Annotated in this window: 23 protein-coding genes; 18 read left to right on the forward strand and 5 right to left on the reverse strand. The window is 62.9% G+C overall.

What is annotated here, in order from left to right; translation table 11 throughout:
- Positions 1–9: 9 nt before the first annotated feature.
- The 18 genes from QYH69_RS12930 (at position 10) to QYH69_RS13015 (ending at position 17036) form a co-directional block, all read left to right on the forward strand.
- Positions 10–693 (forward strand): amino acid ABC transporter permease, encoded by a 684-nt coding sequence (locus QYH69_RS12930; protein WP_308832256.1) that lies wholly within the window; start codon positions 10–12, stop codon positions 691–693.
- On the forward strand, positions 683–1345 hold the full coding sequence (locus QYH69_RS12935) for an amino acid ABC transporter permease (RefSeq protein WP_308832257.1): 663 nt from the start codon (positions 683–685) through the stop codon (positions 1343–1345). Before QYH69_RS12930 ends, QYH69_RS12935 begins: the two co-directional genes overlap by 11 nt.
- Positions 1346–1407: 62 nt before the next feature.
- Positions 1408–2385 (forward strand): agmatinase, encoded by a 978-nt coding sequence (locus QYH69_RS12940; protein WP_308832258.1) that lies wholly within the window; start codon positions 1408–1410, stop codon positions 2383–2385.
- A 3-nt stretch (positions 2386–2388) separates the two neighbouring features.
- Positions 2389–2796: a RidA family protein gene (locus QYH69_RS12945; protein ID WP_308832259.1), complete on the forward strand. Its 408-nt coding sequence runs from the start codon at positions 2389–2391 to the stop codon at positions 2794–2796.
- A 316-nt stretch (positions 2797–3112) separates the two neighbouring features.
- Complete coding sequence (locus tag QYH69_RS12950; protein ID WP_308832260.1) at positions 3113–4210, forward strand: BMP family ABC transporter substrate-binding protein; 1098 nt, start codon at positions 3113–3115, stop codon at positions 4208–4210.
- A gap of 75 nt (positions 4211–4285) precedes the next feature.
- On the forward strand, positions 4286–5428 hold the full coding sequence (locus QYH69_RS12955; protein ID WP_308832261.1) for an ABC transporter permease: 1143 nt from the start codon (positions 4286–4288) through the stop codon (positions 5426–5428).
- Positions 5421–6347, forward strand: a complete 927-nt coding sequence (locus QYH69_RS12960) for an ABC transporter permease (protein ID WP_308832262.1) — start codon at positions 5421–5423, stop codon at positions 6345–6347. The genes QYH69_RS12955 and QYH69_RS12960 overlap by 8 nt, the downstream gene beginning before the upstream one ends.
- Before the next feature lie 54 nt (positions 6348–6401).
- On the forward strand, positions 6402–7094 hold the full coding sequence (locus QYH69_RS12965) for an isochorismatase family cysteine hydrolase (protein WP_308832263.1): 693 nt from the start codon (positions 6402–6404) through the stop codon (positions 7092–7094).
- Positions 7095–7096: 2 nt separating this feature from the next.
- The gene (locus tag QYH69_RS12970) at positions 7097–8704 is read left to right on the forward strand and encodes an ABC transporter ATP-binding protein (protein WP_308832264.1); all 1608 of its coding nucleotides are present in this window, start codon (positions 7097–7099) and stop codon (positions 8702–8704) included.
- Positions 8705–8723: 19 nt separating this feature from the next.
- Positions 8724–9734 carry a formamidase gene (locus tag QYH69_RS12975; RefSeq protein WP_308832265.1) on the forward strand — a complete coding sequence of 337 codons (1011 nt, stop codon included), beginning with the start codon at positions 8724–8726 and terminating at the stop codon, positions 9732–9734.
- Between the two features lie 3 nt (positions 9735–9737).
- Entirely contained in the window at positions 9738–10397 is a 660-nt protein-coding gene (locus tag QYH69_RS12980; protein WP_308832266.1) for an isochorismatase family cysteine hydrolase, read from the forward strand.
- 14 nt (positions 10398–10411) lie between these two features.
- Positions 10412–10810, forward strand: coding sequence for an oxalurate catabolism protein HpxZ (hpxZ, locus tag QYH69_RS12985; protein ID WP_308832267.1), 399 nt, complete (start codon positions 10412–10414; stop codon positions 10808–10810).
- Positions 10811–10870: 60 nt separating this feature from the next.
- The gene (locus QYH69_RS12990) at positions 10871–11596 is read left to right on the forward strand and encodes a GntR family transcriptional regulator (RefSeq protein WP_308832377.1); all 726 of its coding nucleotides are present in this window, start codon (positions 10871–10873) and stop codon (positions 11594–11596) included.
- Positions 11597–11746: 150 nt separating this feature from the next.
- Entirely contained in the window at positions 11747–12682 is a 936-nt protein-coding gene (locus tag QYH69_RS12995; protein ID WP_308832268.1) for a Ku protein, read from the forward strand.
- A complete protein-coding gene (locus QYH69_RS13000) occupies positions 12679–13521 on the forward strand; it encodes a tetratricopeptide repeat protein (RefSeq protein ID WP_308832269.1) in 843 nt (280 codons plus the stop codon). The genes QYH69_RS12995 and QYH69_RS13000 overlap by 4 nt, the downstream gene beginning before the upstream one ends.
- 178 nt (positions 13522–13699) lie before the next feature.
- Complete coding sequence (locus QYH69_RS13005; protein ID WP_308832270.1) at positions 13700–15277, forward strand: DUF6531 domain-containing protein; 1578 nt, start codon at positions 13700–13702, stop codon at positions 15275–15277.
- A gap of 18 nt (positions 15278–15295) precedes the next feature.
- A complete protein-coding gene (locus QYH69_RS13010) occupies positions 15296–15607 on the forward strand; it encodes a hypothetical protein (RefSeq protein ID WP_308832271.1) in 312 nt (103 codons plus the stop codon).
- 295 nt (positions 15608–15902) lie between these two features.
- The gene (locus tag QYH69_RS13015) at positions 15903–17036 is read left to right on the forward strand and encodes a porin (RefSeq protein WP_308832272.1); all 1134 of its coding nucleotides are present in this window, start codon (positions 15903–15905) and stop codon (positions 17034–17036) included.
- Positions 17037–17086: 50 nt separating this feature from the next.
- Here QYH69_RS13015 and QYH69_RS13020 read toward each other — a convergent pair whose 3' ends face one another.
- From QYH69_RS13020 to QYH69_RS13040, 5 genes are read right to left on the reverse strand one after another with little or no spacing between them, the layout of a single operon-like run.
- The gene (locus QYH69_RS13020) at positions 17087–17884 is read right to left on the reverse strand and encodes an IclR family transcriptional regulator (RefSeq protein WP_308832273.1); all 798 of its coding nucleotides are present in this window, start codon (positions 17882–17884) and stop codon (positions 17087–17089) included.
- A 41-nt stretch (positions 17885–17925) separates the two neighbouring features.
- A complete protein-coding gene (locus QYH69_RS13025) occupies positions 17926–18849 on the reverse strand; it encodes an SMP-30/gluconolactonase/LRE family protein (protein WP_308832274.1) in 924 nt (307 codons plus the stop codon).
- Positions 18846–19682, reverse strand: coding sequence for a citryl-CoA lyase (locus QYH69_RS13030; protein ID WP_308832275.1), 837 nt, complete (start codon positions 19680–19682; stop codon positions 18846–18848). Before QYH69_RS13030 ends, QYH69_RS13025 begins: the two co-directional genes overlap by 4 nt.
- A gap of 27 nt (positions 19683–19709) precedes the next feature.
- Entirely contained in the window at positions 19710–21167 is a 1458-nt protein-coding gene (locus QYH69_RS13035; RefSeq protein WP_308832276.1) for an MFS transporter, read from the reverse strand.
- Between the two features lie 44 nt (positions 21168–21211).
- Positions 21212–22423 carry a CoA transferase gene (locus tag QYH69_RS13040; RefSeq protein WP_308832277.1) on the reverse strand — a complete coding sequence of 404 codons (1212 nt, stop codon included), beginning with the start codon at positions 22421–22423 and terminating at the stop codon, positions 21212–21214.
- Positions 22424–22620: the final 197 nt, after the last annotated feature.

Genomic DNA, 22620 nt, shown 5'->3' on the forward strand with positions numbered 1-22620 from the left:
GCGCATCGCATGCCCGGGACAGGCGATGGCCTCGTTGCGACCGTCGCGCCGTTCGTTCGCGATTTCGCCGCGGGCGCGGCGACAACGATCGTAGCCAGTGTCATTGCGTTCGCGATCGGCATCGTCATCGGCTGCGTGCTGCTATTGCTTCGGCAACATGGCGGCCGGTTCCTGGCGGCGTGCGTGATCGTCTACGTCAGCGTGATTCGCGGCACGCCCGCGCTGATCCAGATGCTGATCGCGTACTACGTATTGCCCGCGGTGCTGAACGTTTCGATCGCGCCGTTGCCGGCCGGCATTCTTGCGCTCGCGCTGAATACGGCTGCCTACGTGTCCGAAATCCTGCGCGGTGCGCTCAACACGCTTGGGCGCGGCCAGGTGCCTGCAGGACGCGCGCTCGGTATGAATACGCTGCAGGTGTGGCGCTACATCGTGTTTCCGCAGCTGTTCTACCGCTCGATTCCGCCGTTGACGAGCGAATTCACGATGCTGCTCAAAGCCTCTTCGCTGATATCGATCATCGCCGTGCACGATCTCGCCACCGTCGCGCGCGACGCGACACTGCAAACGAATCTGCCGCTGCAGCTCTTTTCGCTGACGGCCGCGCTCTATTTCGCCATCCTGTTCGTCGCATCGTCGGCCTCGCGCCGGATCGAGCGGCGCTTCGCGAAGGTATTGCCCCATGGCCATTGATCTTGCCGTCGTCGAGTCGTCGGTGGGGCCGCTGCTCAAGGGCCTCGCGGTCACGGCGCAGGTCTGCGTGCTCGGCATTCCGCTCGGCATCGTTGCCGGCACGATCGCCGCGTATTGCCGGGCGGCGCCGTGGGCCGCGCTGCGTGCGCTCGCGCTCGCCTATGTGGAGATCGTGCGCAACGTGCCGTTTCTGATTCTCGTCTACCTGGCCTTTTTCGGCTTGCCGAAGCTGGGCGTCACGCTGTCCGCGTTTGCGATAGGCGTCGCGGCGACGGCGTTCTATACGGGCGGCTATTTCTGCGAAATCCTGCGTGCCGCATTTGCGAGCCTGCCGCGCGGGCAATGGCAGGCAAGCCTCTCGCTCGGGCTTTCGGGTCTGCAGATCCAGCGTTATATCGTGCTGCCGCAGATAGTCGGATTCCTTGCGCCCGCGACGACGAGCCTCGCGATCATGATGTTCAAGGACTCGTCGGTGTTCTCCGTGATGAGTCTCGCGGAACTGACGTACCAGAGCAATCTGCTGACCGCGGACACGTTCGCCTATGTCGAAGTGCTCGGCACGACCGCGCTGATCTATTGGGGGTGCAGCGTGCTGCTCGACGTTGCGGGCCAGTGGACCGAGCGCTATGCCACGCGCTACCGGCGCGTCTGAACCTCGATCAGGATCGTTCAGGCAGTTCCTTCCCGTTCCTCTTGCCACGCTGGAGTTTCCCGATGACACGACCGCATATTGCGCCGCTTACGGTGCCGCCGAAGACCGGACACAAGACGCTGCTTTATTCCGAGCTCGCGCTCGATCTCGACCACCTCGAAGCCGACATTGCCGTGCTCGGCATGCCGTATGGCGCCGCCTATTCGGCGGCCGATTTCACGAACGACCAGACCCGCGCACCGGCGGCAATCCGCGCAGCGACGGACCGCGTCGTGCGCTCGCCGGGCCACTACGACTTCGACATCGACGGCCCGCTTTTGCAGGAACGCGACGATATCCGTTTTGTCGACTGCGGCGACGTGATGGCCGACCTCGCGGCGCCCGGCAGCCACTATCAGCGCGCAGAAGCCGCCGTGCGCAAGATTCTCGCGGCGGGCGCGCTGCCGATCGTGATGGGCGGCGACCACGGCATCACGACACCTGTACTGCGCGCATTCGATAGCCTTGCGCCGATCACGCTCGTGCATGTCGACGCGCATCTCGACTGGCGCGACGAAGTGAACGGCGTGCGCGACGGGCTGTCGAGCCCGATCCGCCGCGCGTCGGAGATGGCGCACGTCGATCGCATCGTGCAGATCGGCCTGCGGGCGCAAGGCAGCGGCCGCCCCGAGGAGTTGCGCGCGGCGCGTGCATACGGCTCGGAGCTCGTGACCGCTTACGAGTTGCACGACGTGGGCATGGACGCCGTGCTCGCGCGTATTCCCGACGGCGGCAACTACTATCTGACGATCGACGCCGACGGTCTCGACCCGTCGGCGATGCCGGCCGTGGCCGGTCCGGCGCCCGGCGGCGTGACGTTCGTGCAGGCGCGCAAGCTGATTCACGGTCTCGTGAAGAAGGGGCGCGTGGTGGGGATGGATATCGTCGAAATCCAGCCGGAGAAGGACGTCAATCAGATTTCGTGCATCACGGCGGGACGGCTGATTCTGAACCTGATCGGCAGCGCGATCCGTGCAGGCTATTTCGACAAGGGGCGCTAACTGATGGAACATATTCGCATCCGGCCGTTCAATACGCGCGACACGTATCCCGAGCAACGGCTCGACAATGACCTTTCGCAGGCTGTCGTGGCCGGCAAGATGGTCTTCCTGCGTGGCCAGATCGGCCAGGATCTCGATACGCGCGAATCGGTCGGTATCGGCGATGCGGCCGCGCAGGCCGAGAAAGCGATGTCGAACGTCAAGATGCTGCTCGAGGAAGCCGGCAGCAAACTCGACGATATCTGCAAGATTACGATCTATCTGACCGATATTCGCTATCGCGAAGCGGTGTATCGCGTGGTCGGCCGTTGGCTCAAAGGCGTGCATGCGGTGTCGACGGGGCTGACCGTGACCGCGCTTGCGCGGCCCGAGTGGGTGGTGGAGATCGACGTAATCGCGGTCAAGCCCTAGGCGAGGGCTGTTTCATTCGGATGCACGCCCTTCGTGTGCGCTATTTCGCGCACGATTGCTGGGAAGGCTGCACCAAATCATGACCTGTTCGAATCACGCTGGATCATGCGAGCGATTTCGCCTGAGTCGCTCGCATGCCTGATCGCCGCCCGCAAATCGTTGTCCGGTATGGCTTGACGCCATCTTGCGCAAGAACCGGCACGAAAGCTGCAACCTCCCCGCCGGAACTTGTATCCAAGATTGAACGCAAGATGCGCGCGATCGTCCACGCGGCAGTCCATGCAGCAGTCAACCACGACAGACAGGAATCCAGACCATGACCCATCGCCGCGACTTCATCAAACAGATCGGCGCGTTCGCGCTCGGCAGCGCGCTGCCGTTCGACGTGGCGTTTGCCGCCGGCGATCTGACGGTCGGTGTGATCTACGTCGGCGCGCGCGGCGACTACGGCTACAACCAGGCGCAGGCTCAGGCCGCCGCGGTGATCAAAAAGCTGCCGAATGTGAAGGTCGTCGAAGAAGAGAACGTGCCTGAGACGGTGGCTGTTCAGAAAACCATGGAGGCGATGATCGAGCAGGACGGCGCGACGCTGATCTTCGCGACGTCGTTCGGTTACTTCGATCCGCATGTGCTGAAAGTGGCCGCGAAGTATCCGAAGGTGCGCTTCGCACATTGCGGCGGACTGTGGAAGAGCGGCAATCCGGCCAATATCACGAGCTATTTCGGTTACATCGACGAGTGCCAGTATCTGAACGGCGTGGTGGCTGGTCATACGAGCAAAAGCAGGAAGCTTGGCTTCGTCGCGGCGAAGCCGATTCCGCAGGTGCTGCGCAATATCAATGCGTTTACGCTTGGCGCGCAATCGGTCGATCCGTCGATCACGACACATGTGATTTTTACCGGCGACTGGTCGATGCCGATCAAGGAGGCCGAGGCGACCAACAGTCTCGTCGACCAGGGGTGCGATGTGATCACCTGCCACGTCGACGGTCCAAAGGTGGTGGTCGAGACCGCGGAAAAGCGCGGTGCGATGAGCTGCGGCTATCACGCAAGCCAGGCGGCGCTCGCGCCGAAAGGCTATCTGACCGGCGCCGAATGGGATTGGGCAACGCCGTTCAAGACCATCGTCGCGTCCGCGCAAAACGGGCAGCCGCAACAGAACCTGATGCGCGGCGGCCTCAAGGAAGGCTTCGTGAAGATGTCGCCGTACGGGCCGAAGGTCGGTGCCGATGCGCGATCGAACGCCGATTCGGTCAAAGCGAAGATGGTGGCAGGCGACTACACGATCTTCAAGGGGCCGATCAAGGACAACAAAGGTGCGAGCGTGATCGCGGCCGGCGTGGCGCATCCGCAAACCGATATCGCACTCGAAAGCATGAACTATCTCGTTTCGGGCGTGGTGGGGCAGATCTGACCGTCGCGGTCGTTGCAGGGAGCCGCGCCTGACGTTCGTGCGGTGGTCCGGTTCGGTCCGAGGCAAGGAGTGACGATGCGTTCCGATGTTTCAGCCAGCGCGAGTGCGACGGGCGGCAGGACGAGATTCATGCTCGGCATGCTGCCGGCCGTGCCGACACTATGCGCGTTCGTGTGCACGCTGCTGCTGTTTTCGCTGTTCCTGCTCGTGCAGGGGCAGCCTGCCGCACAAGCGCTAGGACTTATCGGCGAGGGTGCGTTCGGTTCGTGGTTTGCATGGCAAAACACGCTGCTGCGGGCCGCGCCGCTGATGCTCACGGCGCTGTGCGTCGCGCTGCCCGCGCAGGTCGGGCTGATCGTGATCGGCGGCGAGGGCGCGCTTGCGCTCGGCGGTCTCGCGGCGGCAGTCGCTGCACAGGCGGTGCCGCATGGGTTGCCTTGGCTCGTCGCGCTGCCGTTGATGGCGTTCGCCGGCATGGCGGCAGGCGGTGTCTGGATCGGCGCGGTGGGTGCGCTGCGCCAGTGGCGCGGTGTCAACGAGACGATCAGCAGCCTCCTGATGTCGTATATCGCGATCGCGGTTTTCAAACAGCTCGTAGAAGGGCCGCTGCGCGATCCGGCCAGCCTGAACAAGCCCTCGACGCCGCCGTTGCCCGACGCGCTCGCGATCGGTTCGATGCCTGGCCTCGACGTGCATTGGGGGCTGTTCTGGGGCGTGCTCGCGAGCATCGCGGCCTGGGTGTTCGTGCGGCACAGCACGCACGGTTTCGCGATGCGTGTCGCCGGCGGCAACTTTCGTGCGGCGCGGCTCGTCGGCTTGCCGGTGAACCGGCTCGCGTTCGCCGCCTGTGTGCTGGGCGGTGCGTCTGCGGGCCTTGCGGGCATGTTCGAAGTCGCGGCCGTGCAGGGCAGCGCGAACGCGTCGCTGCTCGCCGGATACGGCTATGCGGGCATTCTCGTCGCCTTTGCCGCGCGGCAGAACCCGCTCGCGATCATGCTGTGCGCCGTGCTCGTCGGCGGGATCGAAGCGAGCGGCAGCTTGCTGCAGCGCCGCCTCGGCCTGCCCGATGCGACCACGCTGTTTCTACAAGGCTTGCTGTTCGCCAATCTGCTCGCCTGGGAGACCTTGAGCACACGCCTCGCGGCGTGGCGCACGAGGCTGCAATCGGCCGCGCGTAACGGAGAAGCGGGCGTGCAACTGGAGCGTACTCATGCCTGATCCGCATTCGACTCTCGCCGTGCTCGCGCTATCGCTCGTCGCGGGCGCGATTCGCGTCAGCACGCCCTATCTGTTCGTCAGTCTCGGCGAATGCCTGACCGAGAAGGGCGGCCGCGTCAATCTCGGTCTCGAGGGCATTCTGGTATCGGGGGCGATGACCGGTTACGCCGCATCGTTCGTGTCCGGTTCGCCGTGGGCCGGCGTGCTCGCCGCCGGTGGCGCGGGCCTGTTGCTCGGTTGCTTGCACGGGCTCGTCTGTTCGTTGCCTCGCGTGTCGGATATCGCTTTCGGTATCGCATTGATGCTGATCGGCACCGGCCTTGCGTTCTATCTCGGCAAGCCCTTTATCGAGCCGCAGGCGCCGATGCTCGCGTCGCTTCATCTCGGCGATGCGTCGGCATCGCCCCAGGTGCGCGAGGCCTTGCATGTGAATCCGCTGTTCGCGATCGGCGTCGTGCTCGCCTTCGCATTGCAATGGGGCTTGCGTCATACGCGCTGGGGCATGGTGCTGCGCCTCGTCGGCGAAAACGAGGAGAGCGCGCGGGCGATGGGCTATCCGATCACGCGTGTACGCGTTGCGGCGACTGCGGTAGGGGGCATGTTCGCGGGCATCGGCGGCGCTTATCTATCGCTCGTCTATCCAGGCAGCTGGAACGAAGGGCTGTCGAGCGGCCAGGGGCTGATGGCGGTGGCGCTCGTGATTTTCGCGCGCTGGAGACCGCTCGCATGCCTCGCGGCCGCGTTGCTGTTCGGCGCAGCCGGTGCGCTCGGGCCCGCGCTGCAGGCGATCGGCGTGACGAGCGGTTACTACCTGTTCAACGCCGCGCCTTATCTGCTGACGCTCGTCATCATGATCGTCAATTGCCGGCCTGATCGCACGCTCGCCGGCGCGCCGGGCGAATTGAGCCTGACGCGATGATGCGCACCTGAGATGAACGCCGTTTGCCCTACGAACCCGCAAGAGAGCACGACCATGAACCGTTTTATCGAAGCCCGTCCGTACCCGTGGCCCTACGACGGTGCGCTGCGCGCGGATAACACCGCGCTCGTGATCATCGACATGCAGACGGATTTTTGCGGCATCGGCGGCTATGTCGACAAGATGGGCTACGACCTGTCGCTCACGCGTGCGCCGATCACGCCGATCAAATCGGTGCTGGGGCTCATGCGCGAACTGGGCTTCACGATCATCCACACGCGCGAAGGGCATCGGCCCGATCTGTCCGATCTGCCCGCGAACAAGCGCTGGCGCAGCCGCCGGGCCGGCACCGACGGCATCGGTATCGGCGACGATGGGCCATGCGGCCGGATTCTGGTGCGCGGCGAACCGGGCTGGCAAATCATCGACGAACTTGCGCCGCTGCCCGGAGAGATCGTCATCGACAAGCCCGGCAAAGGCTCGTTCTGCGCGACCGATCTCGAACTGATTCTGCGCACGCGCGGGATTGCGAATCTCGTGCTGACGGGCATTACCACCGACGTCTGCGTGCATACGACGATGCGCGAGGCGAACGATCGCGGCTTCGAATGCATGGTGCTTGCGGACTGTTGCGGCGCAACCGACGCCGGCAATCACGAGGCGGCGCTGAAGATGATCCTCATGCAGGGCGGCGTGTTCGGCACCGTTTCGGATTCGGCGGCGCTGCTCGCGGCGCTCGGGAGTTGATCGTGTCGACGGCCGCTCGCGCAGTCGGCATCGAGGTGCTGAACGCGACGAAACGGTTCGGCGCGTTTTGCGCGCTCGACGGCGTCTCGCTGAAGGTGCGCGCCGGCACGATACACGCGCTGCTCGGCGAAAACGGCGCGGGCAAGAGCACGCTCGTCAAAGGGCTCGTCGGCTACGGCGTGCTGGACGACGGCGAGATCGTCGCCGACGGCCGTCAGGTTCACATAGCGTCGCCGCGCGACGCGCAGGCGCTCGGCATCGGCATGGTGTATCAGCACTTCACACTGGCCGCGGGCCTGTCGGTCGAAGAGAACCTGCTGCTTGCGCGCGGTCGCGTGCCGTGGCGCATCGACTGGGCCGCGGAGCGCGCGGCGCTCGATACGTTCATGCGCGCCATGCCGTTCCGTTTGCGGCTCGATGCGCCCGTTGCGGGCCTCGCGGCCGGCGAGAAGCAGAAGCTCGAAATATTGAAGCAGCTTTATTTGCGCCAGCGCTTCCTGATTCTCGACGAACCGACCTCGGTGCTGACGCCGCAGGAGGCCGACGAGGTGCTCGGTCTGATGCGCGAGCTGACCGCGCGCGGCGAACTGACCGTGCTGATGATCACGCACAAGTTTCGTGAAGTCGATGCCTATGCGAACGACGTGACGGTATTGCGCAAGGGGCGCTGGGTCGGCACGAGCGCCGTGTGCGACACCGACCGCGACCGGCTTGCCGCATGGATGATGGGCGACGAGGGCACGCGGGATCCGCGCGCGGCCGCGGAACTCGATGCGCGCCGACTGCCGCGCGGCGCCGTGGCAACCGACGCGCCGGTCCGGCTCGAATTGCGTGAACTGAGCGTGGGCGACGATCGCGGCCATCGCGCGGTGCGTGGGGTATCGATCGCGGTGCGTGCGGGCGAGATTCTCGGCATCGCGGGTGTCTCGGGCAACGGCCAGAAGGAGTTGATCGATGCGCTCGTCGGACAGCGCCGCGCCGAGGCCGGCGAAATGCGCGTGATGGGCGAGCCGTATCGTGCGACGCGCGAAGCGATGACGCGCCTGCGCGTATTCGCGCTTCCGGAGGAGCCGCTGCGCAATGCCTGTGTGGCCGGCATGAGCGTCGCCGAGAATCTCGCGTTGCGCGAATTCGACCGGGCGCCGTTCAAGCGCGGCGGCTGGCGCCTCGACCGCCGCGCGCTGCGCGCGCGCGCACAGAAACTGATTGCCGAATTCAACGTGCGGCCGCCGGTGCCCGAGCGTGCAATCGGCACCTTGTCGGGCGGCAATGTGCAACGCGCGGTGCTCGCGCGCGAGCTTGGCCAGCCCGTCGACGTGCTGATCGTGGCCAACCCCGTGTTCGGCCTCGATTTCGCATCGGTGGCCGATATTCATGCGCGGATTCTAGCCGCGCGGGCCGCGGGCGCCGCCGTCTTGCTCGTCAGCGAAGATCTCGACGAACTGCTCGAGCTCGCGGATCGCATCGCGGTAATGGCCGACGGCCGCATCGTGTTCGAAACGGCTGCGGAACAGGCGGACCGGGTGTTGCTCGGCCGTCATATGGCGGGACACGGCGATGCGAGCACGGAACGTGCGGACGTGGCGGCTCCCGTGCATGCGGGTATCTGACCTAGGAGAGAGGACAGCAATGAGTTCGAGTGGATTGGGTGGATTGAACAGATCACCGAATGGGATCGTGGTCGGCCTCGTGCAATTGCAGAACCCCGATGTCGAAACGCCGGCACAACTGGCCGCGCAGACGCAGCGGATCGTCGAACTGGTGGGCAAGGCGCGCCGCAACAACCCGGCGATGGACCTCGTCGTGTTTCCCGAATACGCGCTGCACGGGCTATCGATGCGCACCGACGACGCGATCATGTGCAGTCTCGACGGCCCCGAAGTGGCGGCGTTCAAGGCTGCCTGTATCGAGCACCGCATCTGGGGCTGCTTCTCGATCATGGAGCGCAATGCCGGCGGGAATCCGTATAACAGCGGCATCGTGATCGACAGCGACGGTGTCGTGCAGCTCTATTATCGAAAGCTGCATCCGTGGGTGCCGGTCGAGCCCTGGGAGCCCGGCGATCTCGGCGTGCCGGTCTGCAAGGGGCCGAACGGCGCGATGCTGTCGCTGATCATTTGCCACGACGGCATGTTTCCCGAGATGGCGCGAGAAGCCGCCTATAAAGGGGCGGAAATCATCTTGCGCACGGCCGGCTACACGGCGCCGATCCGTCACGCCTGGCGCGTCACGAACCAGGCCAATGCGTTCCAGAATCTTGCGCAGACCGCGAGCGTGTGCCTGTGCGGCAGCGACGGCACGTTCGATTCGATGGGCGAAGGCATGTTCTGCGATTTCGACGGCACCGTGCTCGTCGAAGGAAGCCATCGTCCCGACGAGATCATCACCTGTGAAATGCGGCCCGATCTCGTGCGCGAAGCGCGCGTTCACTGGGGCGTGGAAAACAACCTCTATCAACTCGGTCATCGCGGCTATGTCGCGGTGAAGGGCGGCGCGCGCGATTGCCCCTATACGTTCATGCAGGACCTCGTGCGCGGCGAATACCGGTTACCGTGGGAGCACGAGGTGCGCGTCACGGACGGCACGTCGTGCGGTTTTCCGGCTCCCGAGCGGCATTACCGCAACGGCTCGCGAGGCTGAGCGATGCAAACGGTGAGCGGCGCGCAACCTTTTCCGTTTCATTTCGACCCGCACCGCACCGCGCTGGTCGTGATCGACATGCAACGCGACTTTATCGAGCCCGGCGGTTTCGGCGCTGCACTCGGCAACGACGTGTCGCTGCTCGCCTCGATTGTGCCGACGGTCGCGGCGCTGCTCGCGCATGCGCGCGCGCAGGGTTGGCTCGTCGTGCACACGCGCGAATCGCACGCAACGGATTTATCCGATTGTCACCCGGCCAAGCGTGCGCGCGGTACGCCGCTCGCACGCATCGGCGATCGGGGGCCGATGGGCCGGATCCTCGTGCGCGGGGAGCCGGGCAACGCGATCGTCGACGCACTCGCGCCGGCCGGCGGCGAGATCGTGATCGACAAGCCCGGCAAGGGCGCGTTCTATGCAACACGCCTTGCGGAGGAACTCGCGTTGCGCGCGATTACGCACCTGATTCTCGCGGGCGTGACGACCGAAGTCTGCGTGCAGACGACGATGCGCGAAGCGAACGACCGCGGCTACGAATGCCTGCTGATCGAAGATGCGACGGCGAGCTACATTCCGGCCTTCAAGGAAGCAACGCTGGCGATGATGCGTTCGCAGGGGGCGATTGTCGGTTGGACGGCGACGCTTGCGAACCTGATGGAGGCATGAGGATGACGGTATCGATGAGCGAGCTGAATCGTCCGGACGTGATTGCGCAAGTCACGGCGGCATTCGATGCCTATGAGCGCGCACTGGTCGACAACGATATCGCGACCATGAACGCGCTGTTCTGGCATGCGCAGCAAACCGTGCGCTACGGCATCGCAGAGGTGCAGCACGGCGGCGACGCGATCCGCCGCTGGCGCGAGACGTGTGCCCCCGTGCCGCGCTCGCGGCGGCTTCATCGTACGGTCGTGACGGCATACGGCAACGATCACGCGACCGTGAGCACGGAATTCACCAGCGACGAGACGCCGCTGCTCGGGAGGCAGATGCAGACATGGGTGCGTTTCGACACGGGCGGGGTGTTCGACGGCTGGACCATCGTGGCCGCCCACGTCAGCCTGATCGATACGCGCTGATGCGACGCGCTCCGGTTTATGAACGGCGGTGCGCACATGGCTGAGGTATCGGGGTGGCCCATGCTCGCCGATGAGGAGCATGCCGGGCCGGAAAAGGCCGCGTCTCGAGCGAATCCGCTCGCGGAAGAGGTCTATCAGCGGCTCAAGCACGATGTTTTCAGTTTCCGGCTGTTTCCCGGCGACCGCTTTTCGGAGAACGATATCGCGCAGTACTACGGCGTGTCGCGCACCCCGATGCGCGATGCGTTGTTCCGCCTTGCGCGCGAAGGCTATCTCGAAGTCGGATTCCGGCGCGGTTGGAAAGTGGCCGCGGTCGATTTCGAGCGGCTCGATCAGCTTTACGACCTGCGCATCGTGCTCGAAACCGCCTCGCTCGAGCGGTTGACGATGAATGCGGCGACCCATCCGCTGCTCGGCGAACTCGATCGGATATGGTGCGTTGCCGAACAGGACCGCACGCGCGATGCAGTCGATATGTTCAGGATGGACGAGCAGTTTCATCGCGGGCTGGTCAGGGCGGCGGGCAATCTCGAGATGCTACGCGTCCATGACGAAGTGACCGAGCGCATTCGCATCGTGCGGCGTCTGGATTTTCTGAAGCCGCATCGCACCACCGCGACCTATGACGAGCATTCGACGATTCTTCACCTGATCGAGCGCGGCAAACTGACCGAGGCACGGATCATGCTTAATGCGCATATCACGCAAAGCAAGCTCGAGGTCCGCAAGATCACGTTGTCGATGTTGACCTCGGCGCGGGATAGCAAACTGCCGTTTGTGACGTAGCACGCGTTGCCGTCGAACCGGGGGAAACGTCAGCGGTGCTATTCTCTCGGAATCGGCCCGTGTCGGGGTCGAACGGAGCCACCCGCCGCGAGGCGGGATGGCGTTGCCGCTGGAGCCGGCGTCCTTGTGCCGGCTCATGAGGAGAAGCCCATGCCTGCGCGCTCGATCGCATCGCTTTCTCTGTCTTTCGGTCTTGTTTCAATACCTGTCAAGCTTTACTCCGCAACCGAGAGTTCGGCGGACGTCCGCTTCAATCTGCTTGCGCCGGACGGCTCGCGGGTCAAGCAGCAGTACATTTCAGAAGCGACTGGCCAGATCGTCGAGCGCGGCGCGATGAACAAGGGCTACGAGTTCGAAAAGGACCGGTTCGTCGTATTTACTGCAGACGAATTGAAGGCACTCGAGGATAGCGCGAGCCACGTCGTGGAGATCGTCGCTTTCATCCCCGAAAAATCCGTCGATCCCCTTTACTACGACAAGGCGTATTTCATTGCGCCCGATAAACGCGGCGGCAAGCCGTATAGCCTGCTGCAGCAGGCACTGCTCGAAAGCCAGCGCGGCGCATTGGCGAAATGGGCATCGAAGGGCAAAACACACATCGTGCTGATCCGCCCGACGGAAGACGGACTTATCTTCCAGCAACTGCTGTTTGCCGACGAAGTGCGCTCGCTTGCCGATTTGCATATCGAGCATGTGCCCGTGTCCGCGGCGGAACTCAAGCTCGCATTGCAGATTATCGAGCAGGGCACAGAGGATCACTACGACCCGGCTGCCTACGAGAATGAAGAGAAGAAGCGGATTCTCGCTGCGATCGATCGGAAAATCGAGGGCAAGGAGATCGTATCCAACGAACCGGTGGAGAGCGAGTCCGGCGGCCAGGTGATCGATCTGATGGAAGCGTTGCGCGCGAGCCTGTCGAAGGGCGGCGGTGGCGGTGCTCGGCAAAAGCCTGTTGCGCGTAAGGCGGCGGAGGAGGCTCAGGTAACCGAAATGCCGGCGCCGCGCGCGAGGAAACCCGCGCAGCGCGCGGCGAAAGCGGCCGCTCCGTCCGCAGCGGCTCCGGCCAAGGTCCGTGCTCGCAAGTGAAGCAGAAGAACAATCGCCACGACATCTCGGTACGGAAGCTCCAGTCGTTGCTCGGGGTGTCGCGCAGCGTGCTCGCGGGCCTGATCGACGAGGGCTTCGTTACACCGGCGCGTGGGCCGCGCAACGAGCTGCGCTTCACGTTTCAGGATGTCGTGCTTCTGCGTACCGCGTTTCAGCTGCAATCGGCGCGGATTTCCTCGCGCAAGATTCTCACTGCGCTAGCACGCTTGCGCACGCAACTTCCCGACGAGATTCCGCTATCCGGCATACGCGTGAGCGCGCTCGGCAACACGATCATGGTCAGGACCGGCCCGTCGCAGTGGGATGCGAACACGGGGCAGCTCGCTTTCGATTTCGAGGTTGCGGATATCAAAGGCGATGTGGTTTTTCTCGATGCGTCTCCTGCGAAGAAAGACGCTCGCGCGCAGGCGCACGAGTGGTACGCGCTTGCGGATCAACTGGCGGCCGATGGGGAAGCTGGAGAAGCAGAGCACGCTTATCGTAAGGCGCTGGCGGTTTCACCTTTGCCGTTCTATGGCGCGTATGTCGACCTCGGCGCGTTGCTGTGCGAGGACGAAGGGCGTTGTCAGGATGCGTTAGCCGTCTTTGACGAAGCGATCGGGTACTTTCCCGAAGACGCCGTTCTTCACTTTAACCGTGCGGTTGCGCTTGAACTGCTCGGCAGGCTCAAGGATGCCGAGCGGAGTTACGCGCGGTCTCTCGAGATCAATCCGAATTATGCCGACGCGCATCACAACCTCGCACTTCTCAAGGAGCAGCTTGGCGACAAGCAGGGACTGGTCCGGCATATGAGTGCTTTCCGGAAGTTAAGTAGCTGATCTCTGACGCAGGCGTGCGATTCCCTCCGTCGCCTTCTTGCCTCGTTCCTTACCGCTGCCCATAGCCGAAATTTCTGCCCCCGAATCAGCGCGTTCGTAGATTCAAAACCCGTTTCTCTCGATATGTTTGACGTACCTGTTCACCAAAGGGAAATCGAACAATGAATCTGGAGAGATCATGGTTGACCGAGGGTGGCTGAATCGCGCGTGCCTGCGCGCCGTACATGTACTCGCGGCTGGTTTGATCGTTGCATTCGCAACGGATGTGCACGCCGGTTCGGGCGATGTGTCGTGTTTCGGACTTTATTCGCAATCGCGCGCTGTGCCGGGCACGCGGGGATGTGCGATTAGTGTTGCCGGCGGCACGCCCGGCGGAATGGGCAACTATAGCTGCATCAACCGACTCGATCTGATCGACAGCTATTGTGCTACGCCTTCGACGCCGCCGCCCGAGGCAAGCTGTCCGGTCGCCGACCCGGTGTATCCGGCGACCGGCGTGACGACGGTCAGCGAGACCGACTTCGTCAGCGGCGGCGACCTGCCGCTCGTATTCAAACGGACGTATCGCTCCGCGCCATTCACGCGGACCGACTCAGGTTTCGGTACTAACTGGTTTCATAACTGGCAGCGTCAGCTGGACGTCGCGAAGTCGAGCGGCGCGTCCGCTCAGGTGATTGCTTACCGCGACGATGGCTCGAAGCTCACGTTCGTCAAGGACGCAGTGCAGTGGAAAGCAAGTGGCGGCATGCCGTTCACGCTTGCGCAGAGCGCGACGGAGTGGACGGTCACCGGATCTGACGAACGATACGCGGGAAACGTATTCGGCGGCTGGCGTGCTGAAAACCATCCGCACGCATCGATGGTGGCGATGCCGGGGAAAATTCGCGCGTTTGTCTACGACGCGGGCGGCAACCCGACCGGCGTTAGCGAACTGACGACGGATGACCCGACTGGCGCGCGTGGGTTCGATGCGTCGACCGCGGGCGGCCAGACGCGTACGTATGGGATGACATACGACTCTTTCAATCACCTGAAGACGTTGCAGGTGTACGCGAATGGCGTGTTGAGCGAGGACTGGTATCTGACAACGGATGCGAGCGGCAATAGCCGGAACTGGCGTGAAGCGGTTAGCGGTCGGGCGGTTGTTATTTACATCAGGGATGCAGCGCATCGGCCGCTGAACCTTTCTGACCAGGGTGTCGACGTCACGGTCGGATACGACGTGCGTGGGCGCGTCAGCAAGTTCTGGTACGTCGAGTTGGCGACGCAGGCGAATGGCTTTGTTCAACGGCAGTTGTCGGTTAGTTATGGGTATTCGCCGGACGGGCGTGTGGTGTCCCGTCCCGGTAGCGTCAAAACCGATAACGGCGCGGACGTGGCGATCAGTAGCGATGAAATCGACTTCTGGCTTGATAACTATGAAGCGGGGGTGATGCCGGCGGGGCCGGTGGGTCGTTCGATTTCGTCGTTGCTCATGGCGTTGGGGGTGTTGCCGGAGCCGGGGCTTGAGCCGGTTTGTGTCGAGTGCTTGCTGTCGCGACCGGTCAGTTGGGCGGCGAATGCGGCGAAGGCTCTTGATTGGGCGAGGTCGGTGGTTGGGCGGAGGGGGAGCGAGTGCACCACCACTCAGGCGGTGATTGATGAGCTCGCCGCGGCAGCTAACGAAATGCATACGGCAGGTCAATTGATCAGCAAAGCGGGGAGAGGGGCCCTGCCGGCCAAGGTTGGGTCACTTACACGAGATCCGACGGCGTAGCAGCGAGTTGGACCAGGAATGGCAATTTCATTGGGTTTAGGGGAAGTCAGCGAGGAAATTGATATGGGGAAACTGGTATTTGAACAGATTGATGACGTTCGGGCTGTTCATCCATATCTGTTCGTTTATTTGCTTGAGGATCACGAAACTTTCCAGGTCGGCCGAGGACACCCGTTCATGCGGATCGAGGTTACCCGAGAACAGAAGTTGCAGTTTGCTTTCTATCCGATTGACCGGGAGATTGTGCTCAATGAAGAGCATTGGGAAAGGGTTCTCGTAGTTGCTCGGGAATTCCTCGAGGAAACAATCCAAAGTGGGGATGATTGGTGAGCTTATAAGTGTGCTACGGATACCCCCAGGCCCGCAAAGGCACCCACGCCCCCAAATCATCTTTATAAAATCTTTTCAAAACCTCCCCAACTCTTTCGATGCTCCACCCAAACAACCTGCATAGAATCGTCAGGCTTTAGGTGCCGAAGCGGACCTCATGCAAAGGATGGCCCACTCTCGCAGTCGTACGGGCGGCCTTTCGTTGAACACGCTTGTCAAATAAGCAGGGCGTCATCGGGACATTCCGACGTACCCGGCGCAACGCGCGCCCGGCTTCATTTCTGTTGGGGATTCAGTGAAAAAGAAAATTATCGGCGCAGCTGCTTTGTCCGTCTTCGCCGTGGCGGCTCATGCGCAAAGCAGCGTCACCCTTTATGGTTTGATCGACACCGGTATCGTCTATACGAACAACCAGGGCGGCAGCAGCGCATGGCAGGAACAAAGCAGCATGTTGTCGAATGAAGTCTGGGGCTTGAAAGGCAGCGAAGACCTTGGCGGCAACCTGCATGCGATCTTCCGCCTCGAAAACGGCTTCAATATCCAGAACGGCAAAACCACTTACGCGAACACGATATTCGGCCGTCAAGCGTTCGTCGGCCTCCAGCACGACCAGTACGGCACCCTGACGCTCGGCCGTCAATATGACTCCGTTGTCGACGTGCTCGGCCCGCTCGCGCTTGCGAACAATGGCGACGGCAACAACCTCGCCGCTCACCCATTCGATAACGACAACGTCGACGACTCGTTCTACATCGACAATTCTGTCAAATATGTCAGCCCGACTTACCGCGGCCTGACGGGTGAAGCGCTTTATGGCTTCAGCAACACGGCCGGCGGCTTCTCGGACAATCGCGCGTATAGCTTCGGCCTGACATACAGCATCGGTCCGATCAACCTCGCAGCCGCATATTTGCAGCTCAATAACGGTTCGCTCAACGGCACCGGCGCCGTCTCGAACAACGACTTCGTGAATTTCCCTGCCGCACGTCAGCGCGTGATGGGCGTCGGCGGCAACTATACGATCGGCCCGGCCGTCGTCGGCCTGCTGTGGACGCATACGCTGTTCGAGAACACGCAGCCCGGTGCGAATTCAGTGATCCAGCAACCGTTCGATACGCTCCACTTCGATAACTATGAAGTCAACGTGCACTACGCGGTGACGCCGGCAATCTCGCTGGCGGGCGCTTATACGTTCACGCAAGGCGCCTTCAGCGGCGCCACCGGTTCGGCCGATCCGAAGTGGCATCAGGTCACGCTGATGGCCGATTATTCGCTCAGCAAGCGCACCGATGTCTATGTGGAAGGTGTTTACCAGCATGCGTACGGTGCGGAAGGCTCGGCGTTCGAAGGCGCGTTTATCAATGGCCTCGCGCAGTCTTCGACGGGCAACCAGGTCGCGGCGACCATCGGTATGCGCACGCGCTTCTAGAACACCGAGCGCCGGCAGCCTCAAAGGCCGTCGTGCGCCCGGCTTGCGCGTCATGACTTTTGCCGGTTGCGCGCCTTCTTGCCGTCGATCAATGCAAGCGCGGCGCGCAGTGCTTCTGCGTCGCCGCCGAGCAACTCGCTTGCCTTGATCGACGATTCAAGCATCGAAACGCGCATGCCCTTGAGCAACGCTTCATCGACGCGCGGGCGCGGCCCCGCTAACGTGAATGAGCCCGCGAGCGGTTGAGCGGCGGAAAAGACCGGCGTCGAAATACCGGCCGTTTCGCTGTCGCGCTCGCCGATCGAAATGTAATAACCGTCGCGGCGAATCCGGTCGTATAGCTCTCCGCGGGCGCCACTGAAGGCATTGAGTACACGCCCGCCCGAGCCTTTTTCCATCGGCAGCACATCGCCTTCGCGAACGTGGTCGCGAATCGTATGCGTCGTATCGACACGATGCAGGCACACGCGCAAATCCTGACGCCGCACATAGAACGACACGCTTTCGTTGCATTCGTCGCGCAACGCGCGCATCAACGGCAAAACGACGTCGGCCAGCTGCAGGCCGCGCTGATAGAGCGCGCCGAGTTGCAGTGCGGCAGGCCCGATCAGGTAGCGCCCATCGTCGGAGCGCAACAGCATACGGTGGTGTGTCAGCGACGCAATCAGCCGCAAGATCGTGCTCTTGTAGAGGCCGGTTCGGATCGCGAGCTCGGCAAGCGAAAGTCCCTTGTCGTCGGGGCGGAACGCGAAGAGGATGGCAAAGGCACGATCGAGTGCCGCGACGCCGTCGGGGGAAGTCGAGGGCGCCGCGCTTGCGCCGTCGGACACGCGGCTGGGAGAAACCATGGCTAGCGAATGAATGTAACCGAAACGATAACGGCGCAATTCTACGCCGGCCGGGTCGCCGTGAACGCGCGGTGCGCGTTCCAGTCGGCGCGCAACACGGAACCCGTGCTCGAATCGGTGATGAATAGCGTGTGCTGTCCCGGTCCGTCGAAGGTCACGTTCGTGATCGTGCGCCCCGCGCACGATTCGATTTTCGCAAGCGGCTCGCCATGCGCATTCAATACGAACACCGCGCCAAGCGAGGCATGCGCGACGAACAGGTTGCCGTGCGCATCGATCGTCAGGCCATCGGGACCGCTCGTACCATAGAACTGCGCGAACCGGCCGACCTTGCTCGTGCTGCCGTCCGGCAGCAGCGGCAGGCGCCAGATCGCGTTATCGCGCGTCATCGCTACGAATAACACCTTCTCCTTGCCGTCGAGCACGAGTCCGTTCGGGCTCGGGCCGTTGTCGAGCAGGCAGTCGAGGCGTCCTTCGGCAGTCAGGCGAAACACGCGTCCCGTTGGATCGTGCAAACCTGTTTGCCCCTGGTCCGTGAAATAGATGTCGCCGTTACGCGCGACGATCAGATCGTTGACGCCCTTGAACCGCTCGCTATTGCGCCGCGCAAGCAGCGGCTTCACTTCGCCTTGCACGGGGTCGAGCTTCATCACGCCATTTTTATAGTCGGCGATGATCAGCTGATGTTGCGGATGCCATGCGAGGCCGTTCGGCTCGCCGTCGTAAGCCGCAATGACGCGCCATTCGAGCGAGGGCGTAATCTGGAAAATGCGTCCGTGCGGAATATCGACGATATACAGGTTGCCGTCCGGATCGAAGCACGGGCCTTCGATAAAGCAATCGATTGGCTCGCCGCCCTTGTTCGCGCGAGACCATTCGGACACGACGCCGTGTTTGCGCAGCGCATCCGGCATCGCGGTATGCACGACCGTTTTGACGGCCGGCGGAACCGGATTCCAGCTCATTGCTTCTCTCCATCGAGATGGCGTGCGGGCGCGCCCGTGTACCTGTACGGCATCTGGCGCGGCATCGGCCCCTTGTTACGCTCGGCGCGGCCGCGCTGTTCCCACGCATGCGACAGAATGCCGACCGCGCGCGACAGGCAGAAGATGCCGCGCGCAAGCTCGGGCTCGAAGCCGAGTTCCGCATAGATCACGCCAGTGGCGCCGTCGATATTCATCGGAATCGTGCGGCCTTTGCGCGCTTCGAGCAATGCTTCGACGCCGCGCGCAATCGTTGCGTAGCGACCAGATACGATTTTGTCTGCAGCCGCTGCGTCGACCAGATGCAGCAGACGGCCCGCGCGCGGATCGATCGGATGAAAGCGATGGCCGAAGCCCGGCAGGTATTTGCCATGTGCGGCGTTGAATGCGTCGACTTCTTTCTCGACCGCTTCTTCTAGCGTTGCACCTTGCGCTTCGGTGCGCTCGATGGCATGAAACAGTTCGACGGCCTGCTGTCCCGCGCCGCCGTGAACGTCATCGAGCGTGTTGAGCGCGGAGGCCATCGCGCCGTTCAACGGCAGGCCGCAGCTTACGGCCATTCGCGAAATCGCAATCGACGGCGCATGCGGACCATGATCGACCGAGGCGACGAGCGCCGCTTCGAGCAAACGGGCCTGGCCGTCGCTCGGCAGATCGCCGCGCAACATCAGCCAGATCATCTGCGGGAAGCTGATCGCGCCGATCAGGTCCTGAATCGGGTAGCCGCGTATCCCGATCGAGCCGGGGTGAATATCGACGATCGACGTGCTCCAGTAGTCGGCGGCGAGTGTGGCGAAATCCTGCGGGGAAGTCATGACAAAAGATCCTCGGCGGTGCGTGGTTCAGCGGTTGATGTCTTCGAGCGCGAGTCCTTTCGTGCGCGGCCCCATGATGCCGATCAGCAGCATGACGAACGCCATGCATCCGGTGATCATGTAAAACACGCCAGTCGCGCCGAATTCGCGCAGGCAGAACGCGACGATAAAACCGGAGAAGATCGCGCTCAGCCGGCTCCATGAATAGACAAAGCCGATGGCGCGCGCGCGAACCTCGGTCGGATAGAGCTCCGATTGATACGTCTGGAACGAGTACGTCAGCACGGTAAGCGCAAGGTTCATGCAGAAGCCGAACACGATCAGGCCCACCGTGCCCGTCTGATTCGCGAATGCGAGGCCGAATGCGGCCGCTACGCCCGATGCGCCGACAAGGCTCCATTTTCGTTCGATGCGATCGGCGAAGAAGAAAAACAGCGCCGGGCCGAGCGGCAACGCGATCGACATCAAAAACGAGTACTGCAGGCTATGGACGAGGCCGATGCCCTTGCTCGTCAGCAGCGACGGAACCCAGTTGCTGAAACCGTAGAAACCGATCACCTGGACCGCGTTGAACAGCGACATCATGATCGTGCGTTTCAAATACGGCGCTTTCAGGATGTCGCGAAAGCGTCGCTCGACGGTGGGCGCGGCGTGTTCGCGCGGCGCAGGCGGCGGTAATGCACGGCCGTATTGGCGTTCGACGACCTGTTCGATCTGTCTCGTGACGCGTTCCGCTTCATCGAGACGGCCGCGCGAGACGAGCCAGCGCGGGCTCTCCGGAATGCCGAGGCGAATGATCCAGATCAGCGCGGCGCCGATCGCGCCCACGAGCACCACCCAACGCCAGCCGTCGAAGCCGAGCGGCTGCTGCGGCACGAGCCACCACGACATCAACGCAACGATCGGCACGGCAAGATACGGCACAACCTGCGTGATCGCGAAAGCGCGGCCACGCAGATCCTTCGGCATCAGTTCCGCGACGTAGGTATTGATCGTCACCATCTCGATGCCGAGTCCGATGCCGGCCAGCAGACGGAACAGATTGACTTCGACGGCGCTATGCTGGAACGCCATTAGCACGCTGGCGGCCGTATAGCCAAGCAATGCGACGACGAATATCTTGCGTCGTCCGAAACGATCGGCAAGAAAGCCCAGCCCCATCGTGCCGATAAAAAGCCCGATAAATGTCGCGGCAACGAATGCGGCGATGCTGTTCATTGCGAAGATCGACGTCGACGTCTTCACGAACAGGCCGCTTTCCGTGAGCCCCGGGGCGATATAGCCGGTCATGAACAGATCGTAGAACTCGAAGCTGCCGCCAAGCGACAACAGGAATACGATGGTCCAGATATGGCGCGTGGCGGGCAGCCGGTCGAGGCGCGCGACGATATCGCGTGCGGCGATGTCGCGCCCGGTCTCGGCCCGCACGCTCGAGGTGGTTCGTGCGGGCTCGGGAAGCGCGTCCGCGGTCAATGTCTGTTTCATGTTTGCCTCGTGTCTCCGGTCGGTTTTTCGTTGGCGTGCGATGTTCAGATCGCGCCTTCGTTTTTCAACTGAGCGATCGCATCCGCGTCGAATCCCAACTGCCGGAGATGCGCTTGCGTATGCTCCGACAGGTAAGGCGCACGTCTGGCGGGACCGCCTTCGAGCGTCGCGCCCTGTGCATCGAGAAAGCGATAGCCGGCGCGCGTGACGCGTTGCACGCATTCGCCATCGGGCAATTCGCGGATAAATTGCCGGCCCGCGATTTGCGGTTGCGAAACGGCTTCGGGAACGCTCAACACCAATCCCGCGGGCACACCGGCGGCGATCAGGCGTGCTTCCCAGTTGGCCGCGGTGTCGGTACGCAACGTGGCTTCGATCTCGTGCCTGAGCTCGGCGCGATGGCGTTTGCGTGTGTCGCGCTCGCGAAAGCGCTCGTCGTGTGCGAGTTCCGGCCGGTCGATCACGTTGCATAGCGCGACGAACTGCTTGGTTTCGTTAGCCGCGATGTTGAGCTTGCCGTCGCCGCAATCGAAAGTGCCGGACGGTGCCGCCGTGAAATTTTCGTTGCCCATCGGTTTTGGTTCGACGCCTGCGTTCAGGTAGTTCGAAACGACCCAACCCATCGTCGACAGCGACGCTTCGAGCATCGACACATCGACGATTCGTCCTTCGCCCGTGCGTTGCGCGGCGAGCACGGCCGCGCAGATCGCGAGGGCCGCGCTGATGCCGCCGACCGTATCGGTCACCGGATAGCCGACGCGCAGCGGCGCCGATCCGGCGTCGCCAGTCACGCTCATCGCGCCCGACATGCCCTGGATAATCTGATCGTAAGCAGGACGATGCGCGAGCGGGCCGTCGCTGCCGAAGCCGGAAATCGCGCAATACACGAGGCGTGGATTCAGGGCGAGCAGCGACTGCGCCCCGAGGCCGAGGCGATCCATCACGCCGGGGCGGTAGTTTTCGACGAGCACGTCAGCGTCGCGCGCGAGTTTGCGCAGGATGTCCTTCGCCGCATCGTGCTTCAGGTTCAGCGTGATCGATTCCTTGCCGGCGTTGACTGCGACGAACGACGCGCCCATGTTGCGCGCGGACGCACCCGGGTCGGCGCCCAAACGACGCGCGAGATCGCCGCCGTCGGGGTTTTCGATCTTGATCACGTCGGCGCCGAGCAATGCCAGCTGATAGGTGCAGAAAGGTCCGGACAGGACGTTCGACAGGTCCAGTACGCGGATGCCCGAGAGTGGAAGGGCAGTCATCGAGGGAGATTCCTTGGAGATTCCTTGGAGATTCACATCGTTCTGTTAGACAGAACGATGTTCTGTAATTGCGCTGGCTGAATCGTAGGGCGCGCGCAGAGGCTGCAGAATCCGGGATTACCCGCATTTGCCGGTGTGCCAGAGCGATGGGCGAAATGTGAAAAGGCCGCGTACCTGACGCGGCCTTGGGGTACTTT

The organism is Paraburkholderia sp. SARCC-3016, from assembly GCF_031119615.1.
Classification (GTDB): domain Bacteria; phylum Pseudomonadota; class Gammaproteobacteria; order Burkholderiales; family Burkholderiaceae; genus Paraburkholderia.